We start from the raw sequence: 19692 nt of genomic DNA, 5'->3' as shown, positions 1-19692 counted from the left end.
TCCTTTTCGTAAACGCCGGTGAAACCCTGGGCCTCTCTTGCCTGCACAATCCCGACGAGCGAAGATCACGCCCAGGTCTCGATTAGGCTGGCCATGCTGTGAACAGCAGTCGACTCAGAGGGGAAGCATGGCGGCGCGACACGAGGAGATCGCCGACGCACTGCGGCGGGCGATCGACCGCGAGGAGTACACGGTGGGCAGTCTGCTGCCCACCGAGACGGACCTCGCGGCCCACTACGGCGTCTCCCGCGGCACGGTCCGCCAGGCCGTCGCCGCCCTGAGCGCCGAGGGACTCATCGGGTCCCGGCAGGGCGCCCGCCGGGTGGTGCTGGCCAGCCGCCGCAGCCAGAGCTTCGCGGAGCTGCGCAGCTTCGCGCAGTGGGCCCGCGCCATGGGCCGCGAGGCGACCGGGCACGTGGTGGCGCAGGGGTACCGGCCGGCCACCAAGGAGGACGCGGTGCGGCTCCACCTGTCCGAAGGCACACCCGTGCTGCATGTGCTGCGGGTACGCGGGCTGGACGGCGAGCCCGTCCTGCTGGAGCGCACGGTGTACGCCGACTGGATCTCCCCCGCGGTGGAGTCCATCGAGCCGGACTGCTCCTCCGTCACCCAGCGGCTCTTCGAGGAGACGGGCCTGGTCTTCGCGTACGGGGAGCACATCATCGACGCGGTCGCGGCGGGCGCGCAGGACGCCGAACTGCTCGGTGTCCGCCGGGCGGGCCCGCTGCTGCGGGTCCGCCGGGTCACGACCACCCGCGAGGGACGCCCGGTGGAGTGGTCGGACGACCGCTACCGCTCGGACGCCGTGAGCTTCAGCGTGCACAACTCCATCGGGAACAACGCGTTGGCCCGGAAGACGGCGGAATAGGGGGCGGGGCGCGCCCCTTGCCGGGACGCGCCCGTTGACCGGGGCCTTGGACCGGGCGCGCGCCTCGGCCGGGCGCGCCCACGTCGGTGCTCTCCTTAGGCCGGCGAGCTCCTCAGGCCGGCGAGCTCTTTACGTCGGCGAGCCCGACGAGAACCGGCGCAGCAGCGGCGACAGGACGAGCACCGACTTCGTGCGCTCCACGAACGGCTCCCCGGCGATCCGCTCCAGCACACGCTCGAAGTGACGCATGTCGGAGGCGAAGACCTGCGCGACCGCGTCCGCCTCACCGGTGACGGTGGAGGCGGCCACGACCTCCTGATAGCGCTCCAGACCCCGCTGGATGGTCTCCGGAGAGGTGTTGCGCCGGCAGTAGATCTCGACGAACCCCTCGGTCTCCCAGCCGAGCGCCGCGGGGTCCACCCGGACCGTGAACCCGGTGATCGCGCCGGTCGCGCGCAGCCGGTCCACCCGCCGCTTCACGGCGGGCGCGGAGAGGCCGACCAGGTGCCCGATGTCCGCGTAGGAGCGGCGGGCGTCCTCGGCGAGGGCGTGGACGATGCGTTCGTCGAGATCGTTCAGCAAGGCGGGTGGTTCACTTCTCTGCGGTGACTACGGGTGCCGCGGGCTCCGCGGCGGCCAGCCGGGAGCGCCGATAGCCATACAGGAAGTAGAACACGAGCCCCACGGCCATCCAGACCCCGAAGACCACCCAGGTGACGGCAGAGAGGCTGCCCATCATCCAGAGGCAGAAGGCGAAGCCCAGCGCAGGCAGCACAGGCGACAGCGGCACCCGGAAGGTGCGGGTCATGTGCGGACGCGTACGGCGCAGCACCACGACCGCCACGTTGACCAGCGCGAAGGCGAACAGGGTGCCGATGCTGGTGGCGTCGGCGAGCTGCCCGAGCGGAATCGCCGCGGCGAGGACACCGCAGAAGAGGGACACGATGACCGTGTTGGCGCGGGGCGTTCCGGTGCGCGGGTGGACACGCGAGAACACCTTGGGCACCAGGCCGTCGCGGGACATCGCGAAGAGGATGCGCGTCTGGCCGTAGAGCACGGTCAGCACGACGCTGGCGATGGCGATGACCGCGCAGGCCGCCAGCAGCGTGCCCCAGAACGTCTGTCCCGTGACGTCCTTCATGATCTGGGCGAGAGCCGCCTCCGAGTCGTTGAACCGCTTCCAGGGCTTCGCGCCCACGGCGACGGCCGCGACGACGACATACAGCGCCGTCACGATCACCAGCGACAGCATGATCGCGCGCGGCAGGTCTCGCTGTGCGTTCTTCGCCTCCTCGCCCGCCGTGGAGGCGGCGTCGAAGCCGATGTACGAGAAGAACAGCGTGGCCCCGGCGGCGCTGACCCCGGCCATGCCGAGCGGCATGAAGTTCGCGTAGTTGCCGGAGCGGAAGCCCTGGATGCCGATCAGGCAGAAGAGCAGCAGCGCGGCGATCTTCACGACGACCATGATCGTGTTGGCCCGTGCGGATTCCTTGGCACCGCCGAGCAGGAACGCCATGGCCAGAAGCACGACGATCAGTGCCGGGAGGTTGAAGATGCCGCCGTCGCCGGGCGGGGCGGACAGCGCGTCCGGGATGGTGACACCGATCGTGCCGTCCAGCAGCTCGTTGAGGTACTGGCCCCAGCCGACCGCGACGGCCGCGACCGACACGCCGTACTCCAGGACGAGACACCAGCCGCAGACCCAGGCGATCAGCTCGCCCATCGTTGCGTACGCATACGAGTAGGAGGAACCGGAGACCGGGATCGTGCCCGCCAGCTCGGCGTAGGACAGGGCGGAGAACAGCGCGGTGAGACCGGCGATCACGAAGGACAGCGTCACGGCGGGACCGGCCTTCGGGACGGCCTCGCCGAGGACCACGAAGATGCCGGTGCCGAGCGTGGCACCGATGCTGATCATGGTCAGCTGCCACAGCCCGAGCGAACGCCGCAGCGTTCCGCCCTCGCCCTGGCCGCCCTCGGCGACCAGGTGTTCCACGGGCTTACGGCGCACAAGCCGTGCGCCGAGACCCAGGGACGGCCGGGCTGGATGACTGCGGGACTGCAGGGGTGCGCCTTGGTCGAGCACGCGTCGGCTCCTTATCGCTGCCGTCAAGGGGGCAGGCGGGGACCGGCGGCACCCAGGGACGGGGACCACCGAGCGGGGTCCTCGCCACGCCACGTACAGCGCACGACCCTATGAGTGCGCCCTTCCCGGGCGTAATGCAGCAACCTTGCGCACCGTCGCAAGATCATTGCGTTCATCGAGACGTGCCGGGAATTTGTTGCGCAAGCCCTTTCGAAGTTTGCGCCGGGCGTCCACCGGCGGTGGCGGCCCCGTCCACGGGCCCACGCCCCCCGCCCTCCGACCGGGCACGCGAACGGCCCCCGCTCCCCGGAATCGGGGAACGGGGGCCGCAGCCGAGGATGTGTCGGATCAGCTCCAGCTGGCGTGCAGCGGCTTGCCCTCCGCGTAGCCCGCCGCGCTCTGGATGCCCACGACGGCCCGCTCGGCGAACTCCGCCAGGGAGGCGGCACCGGCGTATGTGCAGGAGGAGCGGACGCCCGCGATGATCGAGTCGATCAGGTCCTCCACGCCCGGGCGGGCCGGGTCGAGGAACATGCGGGAGGTCGAGATGCCCTCCTCGAACAGCGCCTTGCGGGCCCGGTCGTACGCCGACTCCTCCGACGTGCGGTTGCGGACCGCGCGCGCCGAGGCCATGCCGAACGACTCCTTGTAGAGGCGGCCGTCCGCGTCCTGATGCAGGTCGCCGGGGGACTCGTAGGTGCCCGCGAACCACGAGCCGATCATCACGTTGGACGCACCGGCCGCCAGCGCCATCGCGACGTCGCGCGGGTGGCGGACACCGCCGTCGGCCCACACGTGCTTGCCGTACTTCCGCGCCTCGGCCGCGCACTCCATCACCGCCGAGAACTGGGGCCGGCCGACACCGGTCATCATCCGCGTGGTGCACATGGCACCGGGACCGACACCGACCTTGACGATGTCCGCGCCGGCCTCGATCAGGTCGCGCACGCCCTCGGCGGCGACGATGTTGCCCGCCGCCAGCGGCACCTTCGGGGCGAGCGCCCGCACCGTCCTGATCGCGCTGACCATCGACTCCTGGTGGCCGTGCGCGGTGTCGATCACGAGCGTGTCCACACCCGCGTCGAGAAGCTGCTTGGCCTTGCCCTCGACGTCACCGTTGATGCCGACGGCGGCGGCGATACGCAGCCTGCCGTTCGCGTCGGTCGCCGGGGTGTAGAGCGTGGCACGCAGGGCGCCCTTGCGGGTGAGGATGCCGGCGAGCTTGCCCTCTTTGTCGACGGCGGGCGCGTAGCGGCGGTTGGCTCCGTCGAGGGTGTTGAACGCCTCACGCGGGTCGATGTCCGCGTCGAGCAGCAGCAGGTCCTTGGACATGACCACTTCGAGCTGGGTGAAGCGGTCGACCCCCGAGAGGTCCGCGTCGGTGACCACACCGATCGGCCGCTGCTCCGCGTCGACGACCACGCCCGCGTTGTGCGCGCGCTTGGGCAGCAGCGCCAGGGCGTCTGCGACGGTCTGGTGCGGGGCGAGCACGATCGGGGTGTCGAGCACCAGGTGGCGGCTCTTGACCCAGGAGATGACATCGGTGACCACGTCGATCGGGATGTCCTGAGGGATGACGACCAGCCCACCGCGCCGGGCCACCGTCTCCGCCATGCGACGGCCGGCGATCGCGGTCATGTTGGCGACGACCAGCGGGATGGTGGTGCCCGAACCGTCCGGGGAGGCGAGGTCCACGCCCTGCCGGGAGCCGACTGCGGAGCGGCTCGGCACCATGAACACATCGTCGTACGTCAGGTCGTAGGCGGGCTGGATGTCATTGAGGAAACGCACGTGCTGCACATCCCAGTCGATCAGAGGCGGCCCCCTGACAGGTCAGCCAGGGGGAAGAGCACGTACTTCATTGTCCCATGGCGCCACTCGTACGGTCCCCGGGGCGATCATCCAGGCAGGTCAGAGGACCCTTCGTAGGATCCTCCAAGCTCAAGGGCCACGGACAGCCCCGGTGTCCCCTCCACGGCCTCGGAGAACACCTCCTCGGCGATCCGCCACTCCTGCGGCCGCTCCTTCGCGTACGGCCGCCAGCCCCGCACGACGAGCAGCAGACCCCGCTCCGCGGCAGCGGAGGGCCATACCGTGAGGTCGCTCAGCGAGTCGGCGAGCGCGTCCCAGTTGCGGCCGAACCAGTCCGGGAGGTCCAGGGCGCGCGCGACCCGCTCCATGAAGGCGGACTTGTCGGTGACCCCGTCGAGGTCCAGCAGGACCACGAGGCGGCCCGCCAGGTCGTCGGTCATCTCGTACCGCCCTCAACGATTTTGTTGAAACGTCTTGTAGTGAAACGTCTTTTGAAACGTCTTGCGGTGATCGTCGGTGCAGCACCGCTGTCTCACCGCTGTCTCACCGCCCGGACCGGCGACGAGGCACCCGGCCCCGGGCTCGCGCGAGCCCAGGGCGGGCACCGCGTACGCGCGGTCCTCGCAGCCCGAGGACCCCGCCCGGCCGGCGTCGGAATCCCGGGGCCCCCGCAGCCCTCAAGTTCCGTCGGGGTCCGCTCGGTGCAGGGCCGGAGTCGGGGTCGGACCCGCCGTCATCAGGTAGTCCGCCGCCGACGTGTCCGTCACCAGACTGGTGACAAGCCCGGAGCGCAGCACCGCGTCGATGGCGGACGCCTTCCGCTGCCCGCCCGCGATCGCGACGACCTCCGGGATACGACGCAGCTGGTCCGCCTTGACGGTGATGCACCGTTCCCCGAGGTCCCGTCCGATCCGGCGGCCCTGCGCGTCGAAGAGGTGCGCGGACATCTCGGCCGCGACACCGAGCGACGCGTAGTGCGCCCGCTCCTCGTCACTCAGCATGTCGTGCACCGTCGAGATGCCGGGCTCCCAGGAGCCGATGGAGACACAGGCGACCGTGACCTTGTCGAAGTACTCGAAGGCCCGGGCGATCCCCGTCTGGTTCCGCAACGCCGCAGCCGTCGCCGCGTCCGGCAGCAGCATCGGCGCGTAGATCGGGTGCGCGTCCCCGCCGGACACCTGCGCGGCGCGGCGGACGGCCTCCACCGAGCCTCGCTCGGCGGTGCCGGCGTCGTACACGCCCGTCAGCTGCACCACCGTGCACGGTGGCAGCCGGTCCAGGGCGGCCGCCATGTGGATGGTCGACCGGCCCCAGGCCAGGCCAAGCACATCGCCCTCGGTCACCAGCTCGCCGAGCAGGTCGGCGGCCACCTCCCCGAGGTTCTCGGGATCGGGCGACTCCTCGGCCTCGGCCGGCGACTCGACCACGACGGCGTGCCTGAGGCCGTAGCGGGCGCGCAGCGCGTCGGAGCGCTCCGCGTCCAGCTCGGCCGGCACTCGGATCTCGATCCGTACGAGATCCCGTTCGAGGGCGGTCTCCAGGACCCGGGCCACCTTGAAGCGGCTGACGCCGAACTCCTCCGCGATCTGGATCTTGGACTTGCCCTCGAGGTAGAAGCGACGGGCCATGGCCGCCGCCTGCACCAGCTCAGCGGGTCCCATGCGCATGGCTGACCGGCCCGCCGACATACCCGACACGGCCATCTCCTCACTGCTGTTCACACTCTGCATTCGCCGTTCATCCTTGCAGATCCGGCGGTTTCGATCAGCCCGGACGGTCGGCGTTCAGGTTCCGTTGGCTCAGTCGTCGCACGCCCAGGACGCGCGGGCCGTCGCCGCCTCCGCCTGGGTGCGTAGTGCACGTACCGCCGCGGCGGGGTCGGCCGCCCCGTATACCGCCGAACCGGCCACGAAGACGTCCGCCCCCGCCTCCGCGCACCGCTCGATGGTGGAGGCCGAGACGCCGCCGTCGACCTGAAGCCAGAGCTCGAGGCCGTGCTTGCTGATCAGCTCACGGGTGCGGCGGATTTTGGGCAGCATGATGTCGAGGAACGCCTGACCGCCGAAGCCGGGCTCGACGGTCATGATGAGCAGCATGTCCAGCTCGGGCAGCAGGTCCTCGTACGGTTCGATGGGCGTCGCGGGCTTGAGAGCCATGGAGGCGCGGGCGCCCTTGGCCCGGATCTCCCGGGCCAGCCGCACGGGCGCGCCGGCCGCCTCGGCGTGGAAGGTGACCGATCCGGCACCCGCTTCGACGTACTGCGGTGCCCACCGATCGGCGTCCTCGATCATCAGATGGCAGTCCAGCGGGGTGTCCGTCGCCCGCGCCAGGGCCTCTACGACCGGCACGCCGAGCGTGAGGTTCGGGACGAAATGGTTGTCCATGACGTCGACGTGGAGCCAGTCGGCTCCCTCCACGGCCTTCGCCTGCTCGGCGAGGCGGGCGAAGTCGGCGGACAGGATGCTGGGGTTGATCTGCACGGCCATGCCCCAAGACTGCCATGCCCGCCGTCGGTCGCTCTCCCCGGTCCGCTTCGAGCCGCTCCCCCGGCCCCCGCCCGTCAGACCGGCGAGGTCGGCCGCGCCCTGGCGATGAGCACCTCCAGCAGCGAGAGCAAGGCGCCGCGTACGTCGTCCCGCGAGCGGGCGTCGAGCAGGAGGACGGGGGTGTTCGGATCCCGAAGGTGCAGGGCCGCGTTGATCTCCTCGACGGTGTACGGCTGCTCGCCGTGGAAGCAGTTCGCGGCGACGACGAAGGGCAGTCCGCGGTTCTCGAAGAAGTCGATGGCGGGGAAACTGCGGTCCAGGCGCCGGGTGTCGACCAGGACGATCGCCCCGAGCGCCCCGTGCAGCAGGTCGTCCCACAGGAACCAGAAGCGTTCCTGCCCGGGTGTCCCGAAGAGATAGAGGACGATTCCGGCATGGTGGAGGGTGAGACGGCCGAAGTCCATCGCGACTGTGGTCGCCGCCTTGTTCTCGATGCCGTCGAGGTCGTCGACCCCGACGCCCGCGGCCGTCAGCCGCTCCTCGGTGCGCAGCGGATCGATTTCGGAGATCGCCGAGACCAGGGTCGTCTTGCCCACGCCGAAGCCCCCCGCTATCAGGACCTTGACGGGGGACGCTCCCGGTGCGGCGCTGTCATAGTCGCGCAAGGCTGTCCCTGATTTTCATGAGCAGGTGGACTTGGGAGGTCTCGGAGGCGTCCAGCGGCGGCCTGTGACGGATCAGACCACGGTCCAGCAGCTCGCCGAGCAGGACCGTCATGGGGGTCAGAAGCATCTGCATCCGGGCGGCGATCTCGGCGACCGCCCGTCCGTCCGGCGACGGGCACATGGCGAGGATCTCCTGCCACTCCGTGGGCAGGCTTCCCCGGGCGTCGGCGTCGGCAGCCGCCGTGATCATCGTGTCCATCGTCAGGCCGTGCCGGGACGCGGCCGTACGCCCGTCGGTGAGGGCGTACAGGCGCGTCCGGCGGCGCCGTCCGGGCTGGGGGTCGGACATCGTCACGCCGTGGGCGCCTGTGAGCGTTCGGGGGTGTCCAGCCACTCGCCGAGCGCCTGCGAGGCGCGGACCGTCTCGCCGCCCAGTTCCCCGAGCCGTGCCTTGCGGGAGGCCACCACGATCAGGGTGCTGCCCGACCCGCACCCGACGATGCACAGGTACCGGTCGTCCATCTCCACCAGCTGACGGATCACCGCGCCACCGGCGATCTCCCTCGAGATGGCCTTCATGCTGGACGCGACACCGGAGGCCGCCGCGGCCACCCGCTCGGCCTGGTCCCGCTCCAGCAGGTAGGCGCTGAGCCTGATCCCGTCGTTGGAGAGGAGCACGGCTCCATGGACCCCCGCGATCCTGCTCAGGTTGTTGTCCAGGATGCTGTAGATGACATCGCTCTGTGCCGTCGTCATGGCTGGTCCTGTCGGAGCTCGAGTTCCGCTTGTCGGGTGCTGTCTTCGTAGTCCGCCCAGGCGTCGGCGACTTCCTCGGGCGTGGCGGCGTCCTGGCCGGCCGATGCGGCCGCGCGTGGCTCACGCAGTTGCTCGGCGATATGCGTCTGCGGGACGCGCTCGGGGAGCGCCGGCCGGCCGGAGACGACCCGGGAGCCGCGGGCAGCCGCGCCCACAACCGCGGACCGTGCCGGCCCCACCGGCTCCTTCCGCCGGCGGCGCGGGAGCCCGGACCCGGTCGGAGCGAGGCCGTCCTCGCCGTCGGCGGCCCCCTGCCGTGGGACGTCCCCGGGCCGGCGCTCCTCGGCGGGCCGCCGTACGGACGCGGGCTTCGGCGCCGGATCGGGGAGCGGGCCGCGCTCGTGGGTGTCCACCAGGTGCTCACCCGGGACGATCACCACGGCGGACGTCCCGCCGAAGACGGACCGGCGCAGCGTGACCTTCGCCCCGAGCTGCTCGGCGAGGTGGCCGGCCACGAAGAGGCCGAGCCGATGGGCGTTCTCGGCCAGCACGGAGTACGGCGGGGCCGAGTGCAGCCGGCCGTTCATCTCCTCGTATCTCTCCTCGGTCACCCGAGGGCCGCGGTCCTCCACCTCGATACAGAGGCCGCCGGCCACGAGTTGGGACCGGATGTCGACTCTCGACGTCGGCGGGGAGAAGCGGGTGGCGTTGTCCAGCAGCTCTGCCAGGAGGTGGCTGAGCCGGCTGATCACGCCGGGCTCCACACTGATCTCGTCCAGGGCGTGACGGTCGATGCGCCGGAAGTCCTCGACCTCCGCGGCCGCCTCCCGCAGCAGGTCGGCGACGCGCATGGGCTCGGTGTGCGGGTCGGGGATCTCGCCGCCCGCCAGGATGAGCAGGTTCTCGATCTGACGGCGCATGCCCACCGTGAGCTGATCGGCCCTCATCAGGTCGGCGAGGAGTGCCTCGTCCTGGCCGAAGGTGTCCTGCAGGTGCTCGGTGAGGGCGAGCTGCCGGCTGACCAGGTTCCCGGTGCGGGAGGCGATACCGGAGGCGAACATGCCGAAGCCCCGTCGCTCGTCGGCGAGCTTCTGGTGGCCCTCCACGGACACGGTGACGACGCGGGCGAAGGCGTCGCCGATCCTGCCGACCTCGTCCTGCTCCCCCTGCGGCTGCGGCAGCGCTTCGGCGCCGACGGTCTGTCCGCGCTGCAGGCGGGCCACGATGTCCGGCAGGGTCTCCTCGGCGACCGTCACCGTCCGGTCGTGGAGGCTCTTCAGACGGCGCAGAACCGAGCGTGTGGTGAGGACCACCACGACGACGACCAGCAGGAGGGCGGTGGCGCCCGCCGCCACCAGCACGGCCACCTGCCTGTCCAGCTGCGCCGCCCGCTCGTCGGCGTGGGCGAGCAGCTCCCGCAGCCCGCTCTCGTTGAAGGTGTTCAACCGGGCGGCAAGGGCGTCGTCCGCCGTCCGCCACTCGCGGATGCCGTAGGGCAGCAGGACCTCGGAGGGAGCGTCCCGGTGCTCGGAGATGACCGCCCGCTCGACGCGGAGCTTGGTCTTCCAGGCGTCCGAGGCGAGGATCCGCTCGAGGGCCCTCTGGTCGCCGGCGGTCAGTTCGGGGGCAATCGTGTCGTACAGGTAGTCACTCGCGCCGACGGCTTCGATGAACTCGGTGAACTGAGCGGCGGTCAGCCTCCTGGAGGGGCCTGACAGCGCGAGGATCGAGTCCTCGCGGGCCACCACCTCCGAGGCCGAGAACAGGGAGACCAGTGACGCTCTCTCCTGCGTGAGTCCGCCGTCGTCGACATGGCTGAAGTCCTCGTAGCTGCGAATCGCCTCGTGGATCACGCCGGTGTAGTAGTCCACGGTGTCGCCCGGACTGCCGTTCCGCGCGTCGGCGCGCTCGCGCCGGGCGCCCAGGCCGGCCAGACGCCGCTCGACCTCCTGGAGGTGGTGCCGGGCCCGGTCCGCGTGGACCCGGCCGGGATCCGAGGATCTCAGGAACGCGGCCACGGCCCGGTCGGTGTCGGCCCGGCGGCTGCGCAGCTCGGTTCCGGACACAGGTGAGCCCGACCAGGACGCGGCGGTGATCGCGCGCTCGGCCTGCATCTTGATCACGAGCTGATACAGGGGCGTGCCGGTCTGACGGCCGGCCACCACGTCCTCGCGCAGATGCTGCGACTCCCGCAGCAGCCGGCTCGAACCGATGAGCACTTGGACACCCATGGCCACGGTGGGCACCACCGCCAGCCAGACCAGCAACGTACGAAGGCGTACCGCACGCCGGTGAGTGCCGGCTGTGCCCGGGGATCTAACGGATTGCACACCGAAAGGTCACACGGGGAATGCGGCACCGCACAGCGGAAATCGCGGTTTCCCTACGTATGAGCGAGGGTTCGAACTTTCAACCGTCCCCAGTGGGCGAGTAACCGCGAACGGTGCCGGTCAGGCGGTGCGGCGGACCAGCGCCAGATACATCGCGTCGGTGCCGTGCAGATGCGGCCACAGCTGCACGTCGGGGCCGTCGCCGAGTGCGGGTACGCCGGGCAACAGCGGTCGCGCGTCGATGAGTTCGGTGTCGCGGTACTGCTTGCGGACATCGTCGACCACGGCTCGGGTCTCGGCGAGGTGGGGCGAGCAGGTGGCGTAGCCCACGACACCCCCGACCCGTACCGACTCGAGGGCCGTCCGCAGCAGGGCACGCTGGAGCGGCGCGAACCCGTCGAGGTCCTCGGGCCGGCGCCGCCAGCGGGCCTCGGGCCGGCGGCGCAGCGCACCGAGGCCCGTGCAGGGCACGTCCATCAGGACCCGGTCGAAGGAGCCGGGGCGCCACGGCGGCCGGGTGCCATCGGCGGCGATGACCTGGTACGGCCCCGGGTTCCCGGCCAGCGCCCTGGCCACCAGACCGGCCCGGTGCGGCTGCTTCTCGGAGGCGAGCAGCGCGGCGCCGCGCTCGGCGGCGAGGGCGGCGAGCAGCGCGGCCTTGCCGCCGGGCCCGGCGCATCCGTCCAGCCACCGCTCGTCCGGCCCGTCCAGGGGTGCGTTCGCGAGGGCGAGCGCGACGAGCTGGCTGCCCTCGTCCTGGACGCCCGCACGGCCGTCCCGCACGGCCTCCACGGCCCCGGGGTCGCCGCCCTCGCTGAGCCGGACGGCGTACGGCGACCAGCGGCCGGGCACGGCGGCCTCCTCGCCCAGCAGCTCCCCGGTGGTGGCGCGGCCGGGCCGGGCCACGAGCGTCACCTCGGGCCGCTCGTTGTCGGCCTCCAGCAGGTCCTCGATGCCGGCGCGCCCGCCGCCGAGGGAGTCCCACAGGGCGGAGACGACCCAGCGCGGGTGCGAGTGCACCACGGCGAGGTGGTCCTCGGGATCCTCGTCGTAGGGCGGGGCGACCCGTTCCAGCCAGCCGTCGAGGTCGTTCTGGGCGACCTTGCGCAGGACGGCGTTGACGAACTTGGCCCGCCCGTCGCCGAGCACCACGCGGGCGAGCTCGACGGTGGCGGACACGGCGGCGTGGCTGGGGATCCGCGTCCCCAGCAGCTGGTGGACGCCGAGACTCAGCACGTCGAGCACCGGCGGGTCGACCTCGCGCAGCGGCCGGTCGACACAGTCCGCCAGGATGGCGTCGTACGTGCCCTGCCGGCGCAGCGTCCCGTACACCAGCTCGGTGGCGAGCGCCGCGTCCCGCCCGTCCAGGTCGCCCTTCTCGCGTGCCTTGCGCAGCAGCGGCGGCAGGACGAGGTTCGCGTAGGCGTCCCGCTCGTCGACGGCCCGCAGCGCGTCGAAGGCGAGAATGCGGACGGGGTCCTTCTTGGGCCGGCGGTAGGGCTTGCCGGGCTTGCGGGGACGACGGGACTGCTCGCTCACGAAAAAGGTGCTCCGGGTATGGGACGGCGTGCGCTTCCCAGCGTACGTCCGGGGGGTGGCGGTCAGGCGGGGAGGTCAGTCGCCGAGGGTCTCCGAGGCGCCGATCCGCACCCCGCGTGCCCAGTCCGCGGCCTGCATCGGCTTCTTGCCCTGGGCCTGCACCCACACCAGCTCGACGGCGTGGGAACCGGTGCCGACGTACACGTTGTTCTTGCCGACCGACAGCTGTCCCGGGGCGAGATCCGTGCGTTCGGGCACGAGTGCGACCTGGATCAGCTTGAGCCGCTCGCCGCGGAAGGTGGTCCAGGCGCCGGGGGCGGGCGTGCAGGCCCGCACCACGCGGTCGACACGGAGCGCGGGCGCGGCCCAGTCGACCTGGGCGTCCTCGACGGTGATCTTGGGTGCGAGCGTGACGCCCTCGGTGGGCTGGGGCACGGCCTTGAGGGTGCCGTCCTCGATGCCGTCCATGGTGGCGGCGAGCAGTCCGGCACCGGCGAAGGCGAGTCGGGTGAGCAGGTCACCGCTGGTGTCGGTGGGGCGGACCCGCTCGGTGACGGTGCCGTAGACCGGCCCCGAGTCCAGTCCTTCCTCGATGAGGAAGGTGGAGGCCCCGGTGATCTCGTCGCCCGCCATGACGGAGTGCTGCACGGGGGCGGCGCCGCGCCAGGCGGGCAGCAGCGAGAAGTGCAGGTTGACCCAGCCGTGGGCGGGGATGTCGAGAGCCACCCGGGGCAGCAGCGCACCGTAGGCGACGACGGGGCAGCAGTCGGGCGCGATCTCCCCGAGCCGCGTGAGGAAGTCCTCGTCGCGGGGCCTGTTCGGCTTGAGGACCTCGATCCCCGCCTCCTCCGCCCGTTCGGCGACGGGGCTGGCGACGAGCCTGCGCCCTCGACCCGCCGGTGCATCGGGCCGCGTGACGACGGCCGCCACCTCGTGCCGCCCGGACGCGAGCAGGGCGTCCAGCGCGGGAACGGCGACCTCGGGGGTACCTGCGAAGACAAGCCTCATGGGTGGGTGACGGCCTCTCGGGCGGGAGTCGGGACAGGCCCGGGCGCCTGCGGCGGGCCGAGGCACGCGGGTAGCGCACCAGTCTATGGGGGGCCATGGCACCGAAAGCAGGAAGGGCGCCCTGATCCGGGGCGAATGCTTCGCACAGCGCACACCGCCCCGGGGGGCGTACATACGTCTCCTTACGCCCCCGCACCGTGACCAGAGCCCCGCATGCGCGTTGGTCAAGAAAGAGTTGACCACAACGGGCCGCGATCGCGGCCCGATTCCTTTCAACGCCGGTTCGAGAGGCTTGTTCATGGCCGACCACGCAACCCACGACGCCCAGGCTCGGGCCAGCCTGCACCTGCTGGTGCGGGACATCGAGCGGGTCCGCCGACAGGTGGACGCGCTGCGCACCCTCACCGCCCAGTTGGGCAATGTCTACCGCCCGCGCCGCTCCGGCCCCTCCACGGGCTTCGTCGTATACGGACGTGCTCCCGCCCCGACCGTCCGCCTCGCCCAGGAGCTACGGGACAGTGTCGAGACCCTGGTGACGGCGGCCGTGGACTTCGACCGCTCACTCGGCTTCTCGTGGGACGCCGTGGGCTCCGCACTCGGAGTCACCAAGCAGGCGGTGCACCGCCGTTACGGCGCCCGCCGGGCCGCCGCCCAGGCGGCGACAGAGGCCGAACGCGCGCCCGAGCCGACCGGCGGCCGCGCGCTCAACGTGGGCACCGGCATCGCCACCGTGCCGGCGGCCCGCTCGATGCCGACACAGCCGACGGCGGGCAGCCCCACGCTCCGCGACGAAGTGCGGCCTACTGCCTTCCCGGGCCCCCGCAACGGCTGACCCGCCCTCCGCCTGCCTCCCGGCCGCACCGGGAGGCAGCCGTGCGGCCGCGGCGCCCCCACGCGGCGGGCGAGAGGCCGTCCGGCGGACACGTCACCGCGCCTGTCACACCGCCGGTCGGGCGGGAGTTCGCACCCCGGATCCCGACACCGTCGCCCGCGTCCCGCATACCGGGCTCCCGAACCGAGCGCCCGTCAGCCGATGTCCGGTGGGTCGATCCGGATCCGGACCGCCTCGCTGCCGCCGCTCCCCGCACGAGCCGTCCGGGCCGCCAGCGCGGTCTTCAGCGCGGCGGCCAGCGCCGCTCCGCTCCCGGGGGGCACCCGGATGAGCGCCCTCTCCCACCGCTCCCCCGGCGGCGGCCCCCCGGTACGCCGTGGCCGCCCGGCCTCGGTGACCGGCACGGGCACGGGTCCCAGCACCTCGGCGTCCGGCGGGAGTCCGGCCCCGGCGAGGAAGCCCGCGACGGCCTCCGCCGGCCCCGACACCTCCGCCATCCGGGACACCGGCGGAAAGCCCAGCTCGGCTCGCTCGGCCAGTTCCCGCACCGCGTGCCCCACGGGGTCCCACCGGACCAGCGCCTGCACGGGCCGCAGCGTCGGCTCGGCGACGACCACCACGGTCCCGCCCGCCGACTGCGGCCGGACCAGCGCGCCCGCGCCGATCCACCGCCGCAGCGCCTCCTCGCCCGCCCGCAGATCCGGCCGCCCGAGCATCGCCCATCCGTCGAGCAGCAGCGCGGCCGCGTACCCGCCCTCGGCGACGGGCTCGGCACCCGGGGTACTGACGATCAGGGCGGGGGTGTCCGGAACCGTGTCCAGCACCTGCTCACGCCCCGACGTCCGCACCGGTACCGCCGGGAACGCGCGCCCCAGCTCCTCGGCGGTCCGCCGGGCACCCACGACCTGGGCGCGCAGCCGGAAGCCGCCGCACTCCGGGCAGTGCCAGGCGCTCTCCTCCCGCCCGCACCAGCCGCAGCGCAGCTCCCCGGCGTCCTGGGCCGTCAGCGGCCCGGCGCAGTGCCGGCAGCGGGCGGGCGCACGGCAGTGGGCGCAGGCCAGCCGGGGGACGTATCCCCGCCGGGGCACCTGCACCAGCACCGGGCCGTGCCGCAGTCCCTCGCGTACGACCGCCCAGGCGAGCGTCGGCAGCCGGGCCGCCCTGGCCGCCTCGTCCCGCGCGAGGTCCCCGTCCCCCACGGTCCGCACGAGCGGCGCGGCGGCCCGTACCTGCTCGCGGTCGGCGACGAGCGGTGCCGCCCAGCCGCTCTCGACGAGCTGCGCGGCCTCGACGGTGCAGCTCCAGCCCCCCACCAGGAAGGCGCACTTGTCGCGCGACGCCCGGAGCTCCAGGACCTCGCGGACATGCGGGAAGGGCGCGTTGTCGTCGCTGTGAGCGGGGTCTCCGTCGTCCCAGACGACGACGAGCCCGAGGTCGCGGACCGGCGCGAACATGGCGGCCCGCGTGCCGACGACCGCCCGCACGGCTCCGCGTCGTATCGCAAGCCACTCCCGGTACCGCCGCTCCTGGCCGGCGTCGGCGGTCAGAACCGCGTGCCGCCCGTCTCCCATCAGCGCGCGCAGCGCGGCGTCGACCCGTGCGGCGGGCCGCCCCGCTGGGACGACCACCAAGGCGCCCCGGCCCGAGGCGAGCGTGGCCTGCACGGCCCGGGCGATCTCCTCCGCCCACTGCGGCCCGGGCAGGGCGGTCCACACGGCCCGCGGCGCACCGCCGGAGGCCAGGGACCGCAGGAACTCCGGCCCTCGCCCGTACCGCCGCCAGGACCCGGGGTCCGGAGCGGCGGGTGGCGCGGGTGGCGGACCCGTCTCGGTGGCCTCGGCCCGGGCGTGCCGCGGTGGCACGGCGAGCTGGAGCACATCGGCGAGACTGCCCGCGTACCGGTCGGCGACGGCGCGGGCGAGCTCCAGCAGCTCGGGCGAGAGGACGGGCTCGGGTGACACGACCTGGGCCAGGGCCGCGAGGGGCCCGGTGTAGTCGGACTCGGGCACCCGCTCGACGAGGAACCCGTCGATGAGGCCGCCGCCCTCGCGCCGCCCCTCACGCACCGTGCGCGCGCCGGCGCCGAATCTCACCCGGACCCGGACGCCGGGCCGGGCCACGGCGTCCAGCTCCTCCGGCACGGCGTAGTCGAAGTACCGGTCCAGATGCAGTACACCCTTGTCGACCAGGACGCGGGCGACGGGCAGCTCCTTGGCGAGGGCGGCCCCCCGCCAGGTGCGCGGCTTGGCCCGGGGCGCCTTGGCCTTGCGTACGGCCTCACGGATCAGCGCAAGCTGCTCGGGCGGCGCGGCATCGTCCCCGCCCGCCGCTCGCTGCTGCCCGTTCCCGCTGCTCACGCTTGCATTCTTACCAAACCCCACTGACACCGCCGTGCGGGCTTCGCATTACGTGGGGGCCGGTGGGCGACACGCCGAGGCCCGGCTCCCTCAGGGGAGCCGGGCCTCGCGCACGAGCGGGAGAAGGGCTTACAGCCCTGCCGCCGCGCGCAGCGCCTCCACACGGTCCGTGCGCTCCCAGGTGAAGTCGGGGAGCTCACGGCCGAAGTGGCCGTACGCGGCGGTCTGGGCGTAGATCGGGCGGAGCAGGTCCAGGTCCCGGATGATCGCGGCCGGGCGGAGGTCGAAGACCTCGGTGATCGCGTGCTCGATCTTCGCGGAGTCGACCTTGGCCGTGCCGAACGTCTCCACGAACAGGCCGACCGGCTCGGCCTTGCCGATCGCATACGCGACCTGCACCTCGCAGCGGGAGGCCAGGCCCGCCGCGACGACGTTCTTGGCGACCCAGCGCATCGCGTACGCCGCCGAGCGGTCGACCTTGGACGGGTCCTTGCCGGAGAACGCGCCACCGCCGTGCCGGGCCATGCCGCCGTAGGTGTCGATGATGATCTTCCGGCCGGTCAGGCCCGCGTCACCCATGGGACCGCCGATCTCGAAGCGGCCCGTGGGGTTGACCAGCAGACGGTAGCCGTCGGTCTCCAGCTTGATGCCGTCGTCCAGCAGCGCCTTGAGCTCGGGCTCGACCACGAACTCACGGATGTCGGGGGCGAGCAGCGACTCGAGGTCGATGTCGCTCGCGTGCTGGGAGGAGATGACCACCGTGTCCAGGCGGACCGCCTTGTCACCGTCGTACTCGATGGTGACCTGGGTCTTTCCGTCCGGGCGCAGGTACGGGATGGTGCCGTTCTTGCGGACGTCGGACAGGCGCTTGGACAGGCGGTGCGCCAGGAAGACGGGCAGCGGCATCAGCGTCGGGGTCTCGTCCGTCGCGTAGCCGAACATCAGGCCCTGGTCGCCCGCGCCCTGGCGGTCCAGCTCGTCGTCGTCGCCCTCGACACGGGACTCGTACGCCGTGTCCACACCCTGCGCGATGTCCGGGGACTGCGCGCCGATCGACACCGAGACGCCGCAGGACGCGCCGTCGAAGCCCTTCTTCGACGAGTCGTAGCCGATCTCGAGGATCTTGTTGCGCACCAGCGTCGCGATGTCCGCGTACGCCTTGGTCGTGACCTCGCCGGCCACGTGCACCAGCCCGGTGGTGATCAGCGTCTCCACGGCGACCCGGGATGTCGGGTCCTCACGCAGAAGCGCGTCGAGAATGGTGTCACTGATCTGGTCAGCGATCTTGTCGGGGTGACCCTCGGTCACAGACTCCGAGGTGAACAGGCGACGGGACACAACGCTCCCTGGGGTTGCAGCGGCTGCTGGCTGATCATGGGTGGACGGGACGGGGGCTGCGCCCGGCGTCGTCCGAGAACAGTTTATCGGTCGCGCTCGACCGCCGGACCACCTGTCTCGCCTCTCGGGAGCCCTGTGACCTGCGGCACGCGCATTCTGCCCAATGCCGCGCGCTCTTTTCCAGGGTCGCCACGCGTGAATGTGGCGCGGTTCGAGCGGGCCTCGAGGCGAGGGACGTATTCAGGACAGGCGGCGCGCCACGAGGTTCCACACCGTCTCGGCCAGTGCTTCCTTCGGCCCGTACGGCACCGGGGTCTCACTGCCGTCGGCCCCGAGCACCACCGCCTCGTTCTCCTCCGAACCGAAGGTCTTGCGCTCCCCCACCTCGTTGACCACGAGCAGGTCGCAGCCCTTGCGTTCCAGCTTCGCGCGGCCGTTGACCAGCACGTTGTCCGTCTCCGCGGCGAAGCCGACGACCACCTGGCCCGGGCGGGCCCGGTCGGCCGAGATCTCGGCGAGAATGTCCGGATTCCTGATCAGGGCGATCGGCTCGGGGTCCTGGTCGTCCTTCTTTTTGATCTTCCCGGGGGCGTAGACGGCGGGCCGGAAGTCCGCCACTGCGGCCGCCATGACCACGGCGTCCGCGTCGGCGGCCGCCTTCAGGACCGCCTCGCGCAGCTGCACGGCCGTGCCCACCGGGACCACGTCCACTCCGGCCGGATCGGGCAGGCTCGTGTTGGCGGCGATCAGGGTGACGCGGGCGCCCCGGGCGGCGGCCGTGCTCGCCAGGGCGTAGCCCTGCTTGCCGGAGGAGCGATTGCCGAGGAACCGGACGGGGTCGAGGGGCTCGCGGGTGCCGCCGGCCGTGACGACGACGTGACGCTCCCGCAGATCCGGCTCGGTGGCGCCCCGGGTCAGCACACGGCGGCAGACCGCGAAGATCTCGGCCGGGTCGGGCAGTCGCCCCTTGCCCGTGTCGACGCCGGTCAGACGGCCGACCGCCGGTTCGATGACGATCGCGCCGCGGCGGCGCAGCGTGGCCACGTTCTCCTGGGTGGCCGGGTGCTCCCACATCTCCGTGTGCATCGCGGGGGCGAAGACGACCGGGCAGCGGGCGGTGAGGAGGGTGTTCGTCAGAAGGTCGTCGGCGAGGCCGTGGGCCGCCTTGGCGAGGGTGTCCGCCGTCGCGGGGGCCACGACGACCAGGTCGGCGTGCTGGCCGATGCGGACGTGGGGCACCTCGTGGACGTCGTCCCAGACCTCCGTCGAGACGGGGTTGCCGGAGAGCGCCGACCAGGTCGCGGCGCCGACGAAGTGCAGCGCGGAGGCGGTGGGCACGACGCGCACGTCATGCCCGGACTCGGTCAGCCTGCGCAGCAGCTCGCACGCCTTGTACGCGGCGATGCCGCCACTGACCCCCAGAACGACCTTGGGCTTGTCCACCGTCTCTCCCCGGACTCGTACCTACATCCCCATGCTGCATCACCGCGGGGGGACGGCCCCCGCACCCCCCGAGCAGACCACAGGCCCGGCAGAAGCACTGCCGGGCCTGTGGAAAAACCTATCGCGGTACGGCGATATGCATGCGGTATGCCGCTATGACATGCCGCACTGT

General features: G+C 72.2%; 17 protein-coding genes. 2 read left to right on the top strand and 15 right to left on the bottom strand.

Going from position 1 to position 19692, the window contains the following annotated elements; all coding sequences use genetic code 11:
- Positions 1 to 127: 127 nt before the first annotated feature.
- The gene (locus LZ604_RS20610) at positions 128 to 868 is read left to right on the top strand and encodes a GntR family transcriptional regulator (protein ID WP_234516886.1); all 741 of its coding nucleotides are present in this window, start codon (positions 128 to 130) and stop codon (positions 866 to 868) included.
- Between the two features lie 129 nt (positions 869 to 997).
- Here LZ604_RS20610 and LZ604_RS20605 read toward each other — a convergent pair whose 3' ends face one another.
- From LZ604_RS20605 to fmt, 12 genes are all read right to left on the bottom strand, one after another.
- Complete coding sequence (locus tag LZ604_RS20605) at positions 998 to 1450, bottom strand: Lrp/AsnC family transcriptional regulator (RefSeq protein WP_234516885.1); 453 nt, start codon at positions 1448 to 1450, stop codon at positions 998 to 1000.
- Between the two features lie 10 nt (positions 1451 to 1460).
- A complete protein-coding gene (locus LZ604_RS20600) occupies positions 1461 to 2954 on the bottom strand; it encodes an amino acid permease (protein WP_234516884.1) in 1494 nt (497 codons plus the stop codon).
- 348 nt (positions 2955 to 3302) lie between these two features.
- Positions 3303 to 4745: a GuaB1 family IMP dehydrogenase-related protein gene (locus LZ604_RS20595; RefSeq protein WP_234516883.1), complete on the bottom strand. Its 1443-nt coding sequence runs from the start codon at positions 4743 to 4745 to the stop codon at positions 3303 to 3305.
- Between the two features lie 107 nt (positions 4746 to 4852).
- Positions 4853 to 5206 carry a barstar family protein gene (locus tag LZ604_RS20590; protein WP_234516882.1) on the bottom strand — a complete coding sequence of 118 codons (354 nt, stop codon included), beginning with the start codon at positions 5204 to 5206 and terminating at the stop codon, positions 4853 to 4855.
- 237 nt (positions 5207 to 5443) lie between these two features.
- On the bottom strand, positions 5444 to 6487 hold the full coding sequence (locus LZ604_RS20585; RefSeq protein ID WP_234516963.1) for a sugar-binding transcriptional regulator: 1044 nt from the start codon (positions 6485 to 6487) through the stop codon (positions 5444 to 5446).
- A gap of 78 nt (positions 6488 to 6565) precedes the next feature.
- Entirely contained in the window at positions 6566 to 7252 is a 687-nt protein-coding gene (gene rpe, locus LZ604_RS20580) for a ribulose-phosphate 3-epimerase (protein WP_234516881.1), read from the bottom strand.
- A gap of 74 nt (positions 7253 to 7326) precedes the next feature.
- Positions 7327 to 7917: a GTP-binding protein gene (locus LZ604_RS20575; protein ID WP_234516880.1), complete on the bottom strand. Its 591-nt coding sequence runs from the start codon at positions 7915 to 7917 to the stop codon at positions 7327 to 7329.
- Positions 7904 to 8266, bottom strand: coding sequence for a DUF742 domain-containing protein (locus LZ604_RS20570; RefSeq protein ID WP_234516879.1), 363 nt, complete (start codon positions 8264 to 8266; stop codon positions 7904 to 7906). Before LZ604_RS20570 ends, LZ604_RS20575 begins: the two co-directional genes overlap by 14 nt.
- Before the next feature lie 2 nt (positions 8267 to 8268).
- Complete coding sequence (locus tag LZ604_RS20565; protein WP_234516878.1) at positions 8269 to 8673, bottom strand: roadblock/LC7 domain-containing protein; 405 nt, start codon at positions 8671 to 8673, stop codon at positions 8269 to 8271.
- Complete coding sequence (locus LZ604_RS20560; RefSeq protein WP_234516877.1) at positions 8670 to 10940, bottom strand: sensor histidine kinase; 2271 nt, start codon at positions 10938 to 10940, stop codon at positions 8670 to 8672. Before LZ604_RS20560 ends, LZ604_RS20565 begins: the two co-directional genes overlap by 4 nt.
- A 183-nt stretch (positions 10941 to 11123) precedes the next feature.
- Positions 11124 to 12542, bottom strand: coding sequence for an RsmB/NOP family class I SAM-dependent RNA methyltransferase (locus LZ604_RS20555; RefSeq protein ID WP_234516876.1), 1419 nt, complete (start codon positions 12540 to 12542; stop codon positions 11124 to 11126).
- Between the two features lie 75 nt (positions 12543 to 12617).
- Positions 12618 to 13550, bottom strand: coding sequence for a methionyl-tRNA formyltransferase (fmt, locus tag LZ604_RS20550; RefSeq protein ID WP_234516875.1), 933 nt, complete (start codon positions 13548 to 13550; stop codon positions 12618 to 12620).
- Positions 13551 to 13848: 298 nt separating this feature from the next.
- On the opposite strand from fmt, the gene LZ604_RS20545 reads away from it, so the two are divergent.
- Positions 13849 to 14382, top strand: a complete 534-nt coding sequence (locus tag LZ604_RS20545) for a hypothetical protein (RefSeq protein WP_234516874.1) — start codon at positions 13849 to 13851, stop codon at positions 14380 to 14382.
- 194 nt (positions 14383 to 14576) lie between these two features.
- Here the strand turns inward: LZ604_RS20545 and LZ604_RS20540 are convergent, their stop codons facing one another.
- The 3 genes from LZ604_RS20540 to coaBC all read right to left on the bottom strand — a co-directional run bounded on the left by LZ604_RS20540 (position 14577) and on the right by coaBC (position 19520).
- Positions 14577 to 16739: a primosomal protein N' gene (locus LZ604_RS20540; RefSeq protein WP_234516873.1), complete on the bottom strand. Its 2163-nt coding sequence runs from the start codon at positions 16737 to 16739 to the stop codon at positions 14577 to 14579.
- 129 nt (positions 16740 to 16868) lie between these two features.
- Positions 16869 to 18077 (bottom strand): methionine adenosyltransferase, encoded by a 1209-nt coding sequence (gene metK, locus LZ604_RS20535; RefSeq protein ID WP_234516872.1) that lies wholly within the window; start codon positions 18075 to 18077, stop codon positions 16869 to 16871.
- 240 nt (positions 18078 to 18317) lie between these two features.
- On the bottom strand, positions 18318 to 19520 hold the full coding sequence (gene coaBC / locus LZ604_RS20530) for a bifunctional phosphopantothenoylcysteine decarboxylase/phosphopantothenate--cysteine ligase CoaBC (protein ID WP_234516871.1): 1203 nt from the start codon (positions 19518 to 19520) through the stop codon (positions 18318 to 18320).
- Positions 19521 to 19692 lie beyond the last annotated feature (172 nt).

Source organism: Streptomyces glomeratus, assembly GCF_021462825.1.
GTDB lineage: Bacteria > Actinomycetota > Actinomycetes > Streptomycetales > Streptomycetaceae > Streptomyces > Streptomyces glomeratus.
The sequence above is the reverse complement of the archived record's forward strand: the minus strand, read 5'-3'. Positions and strand labels throughout refer to the sequence as shown.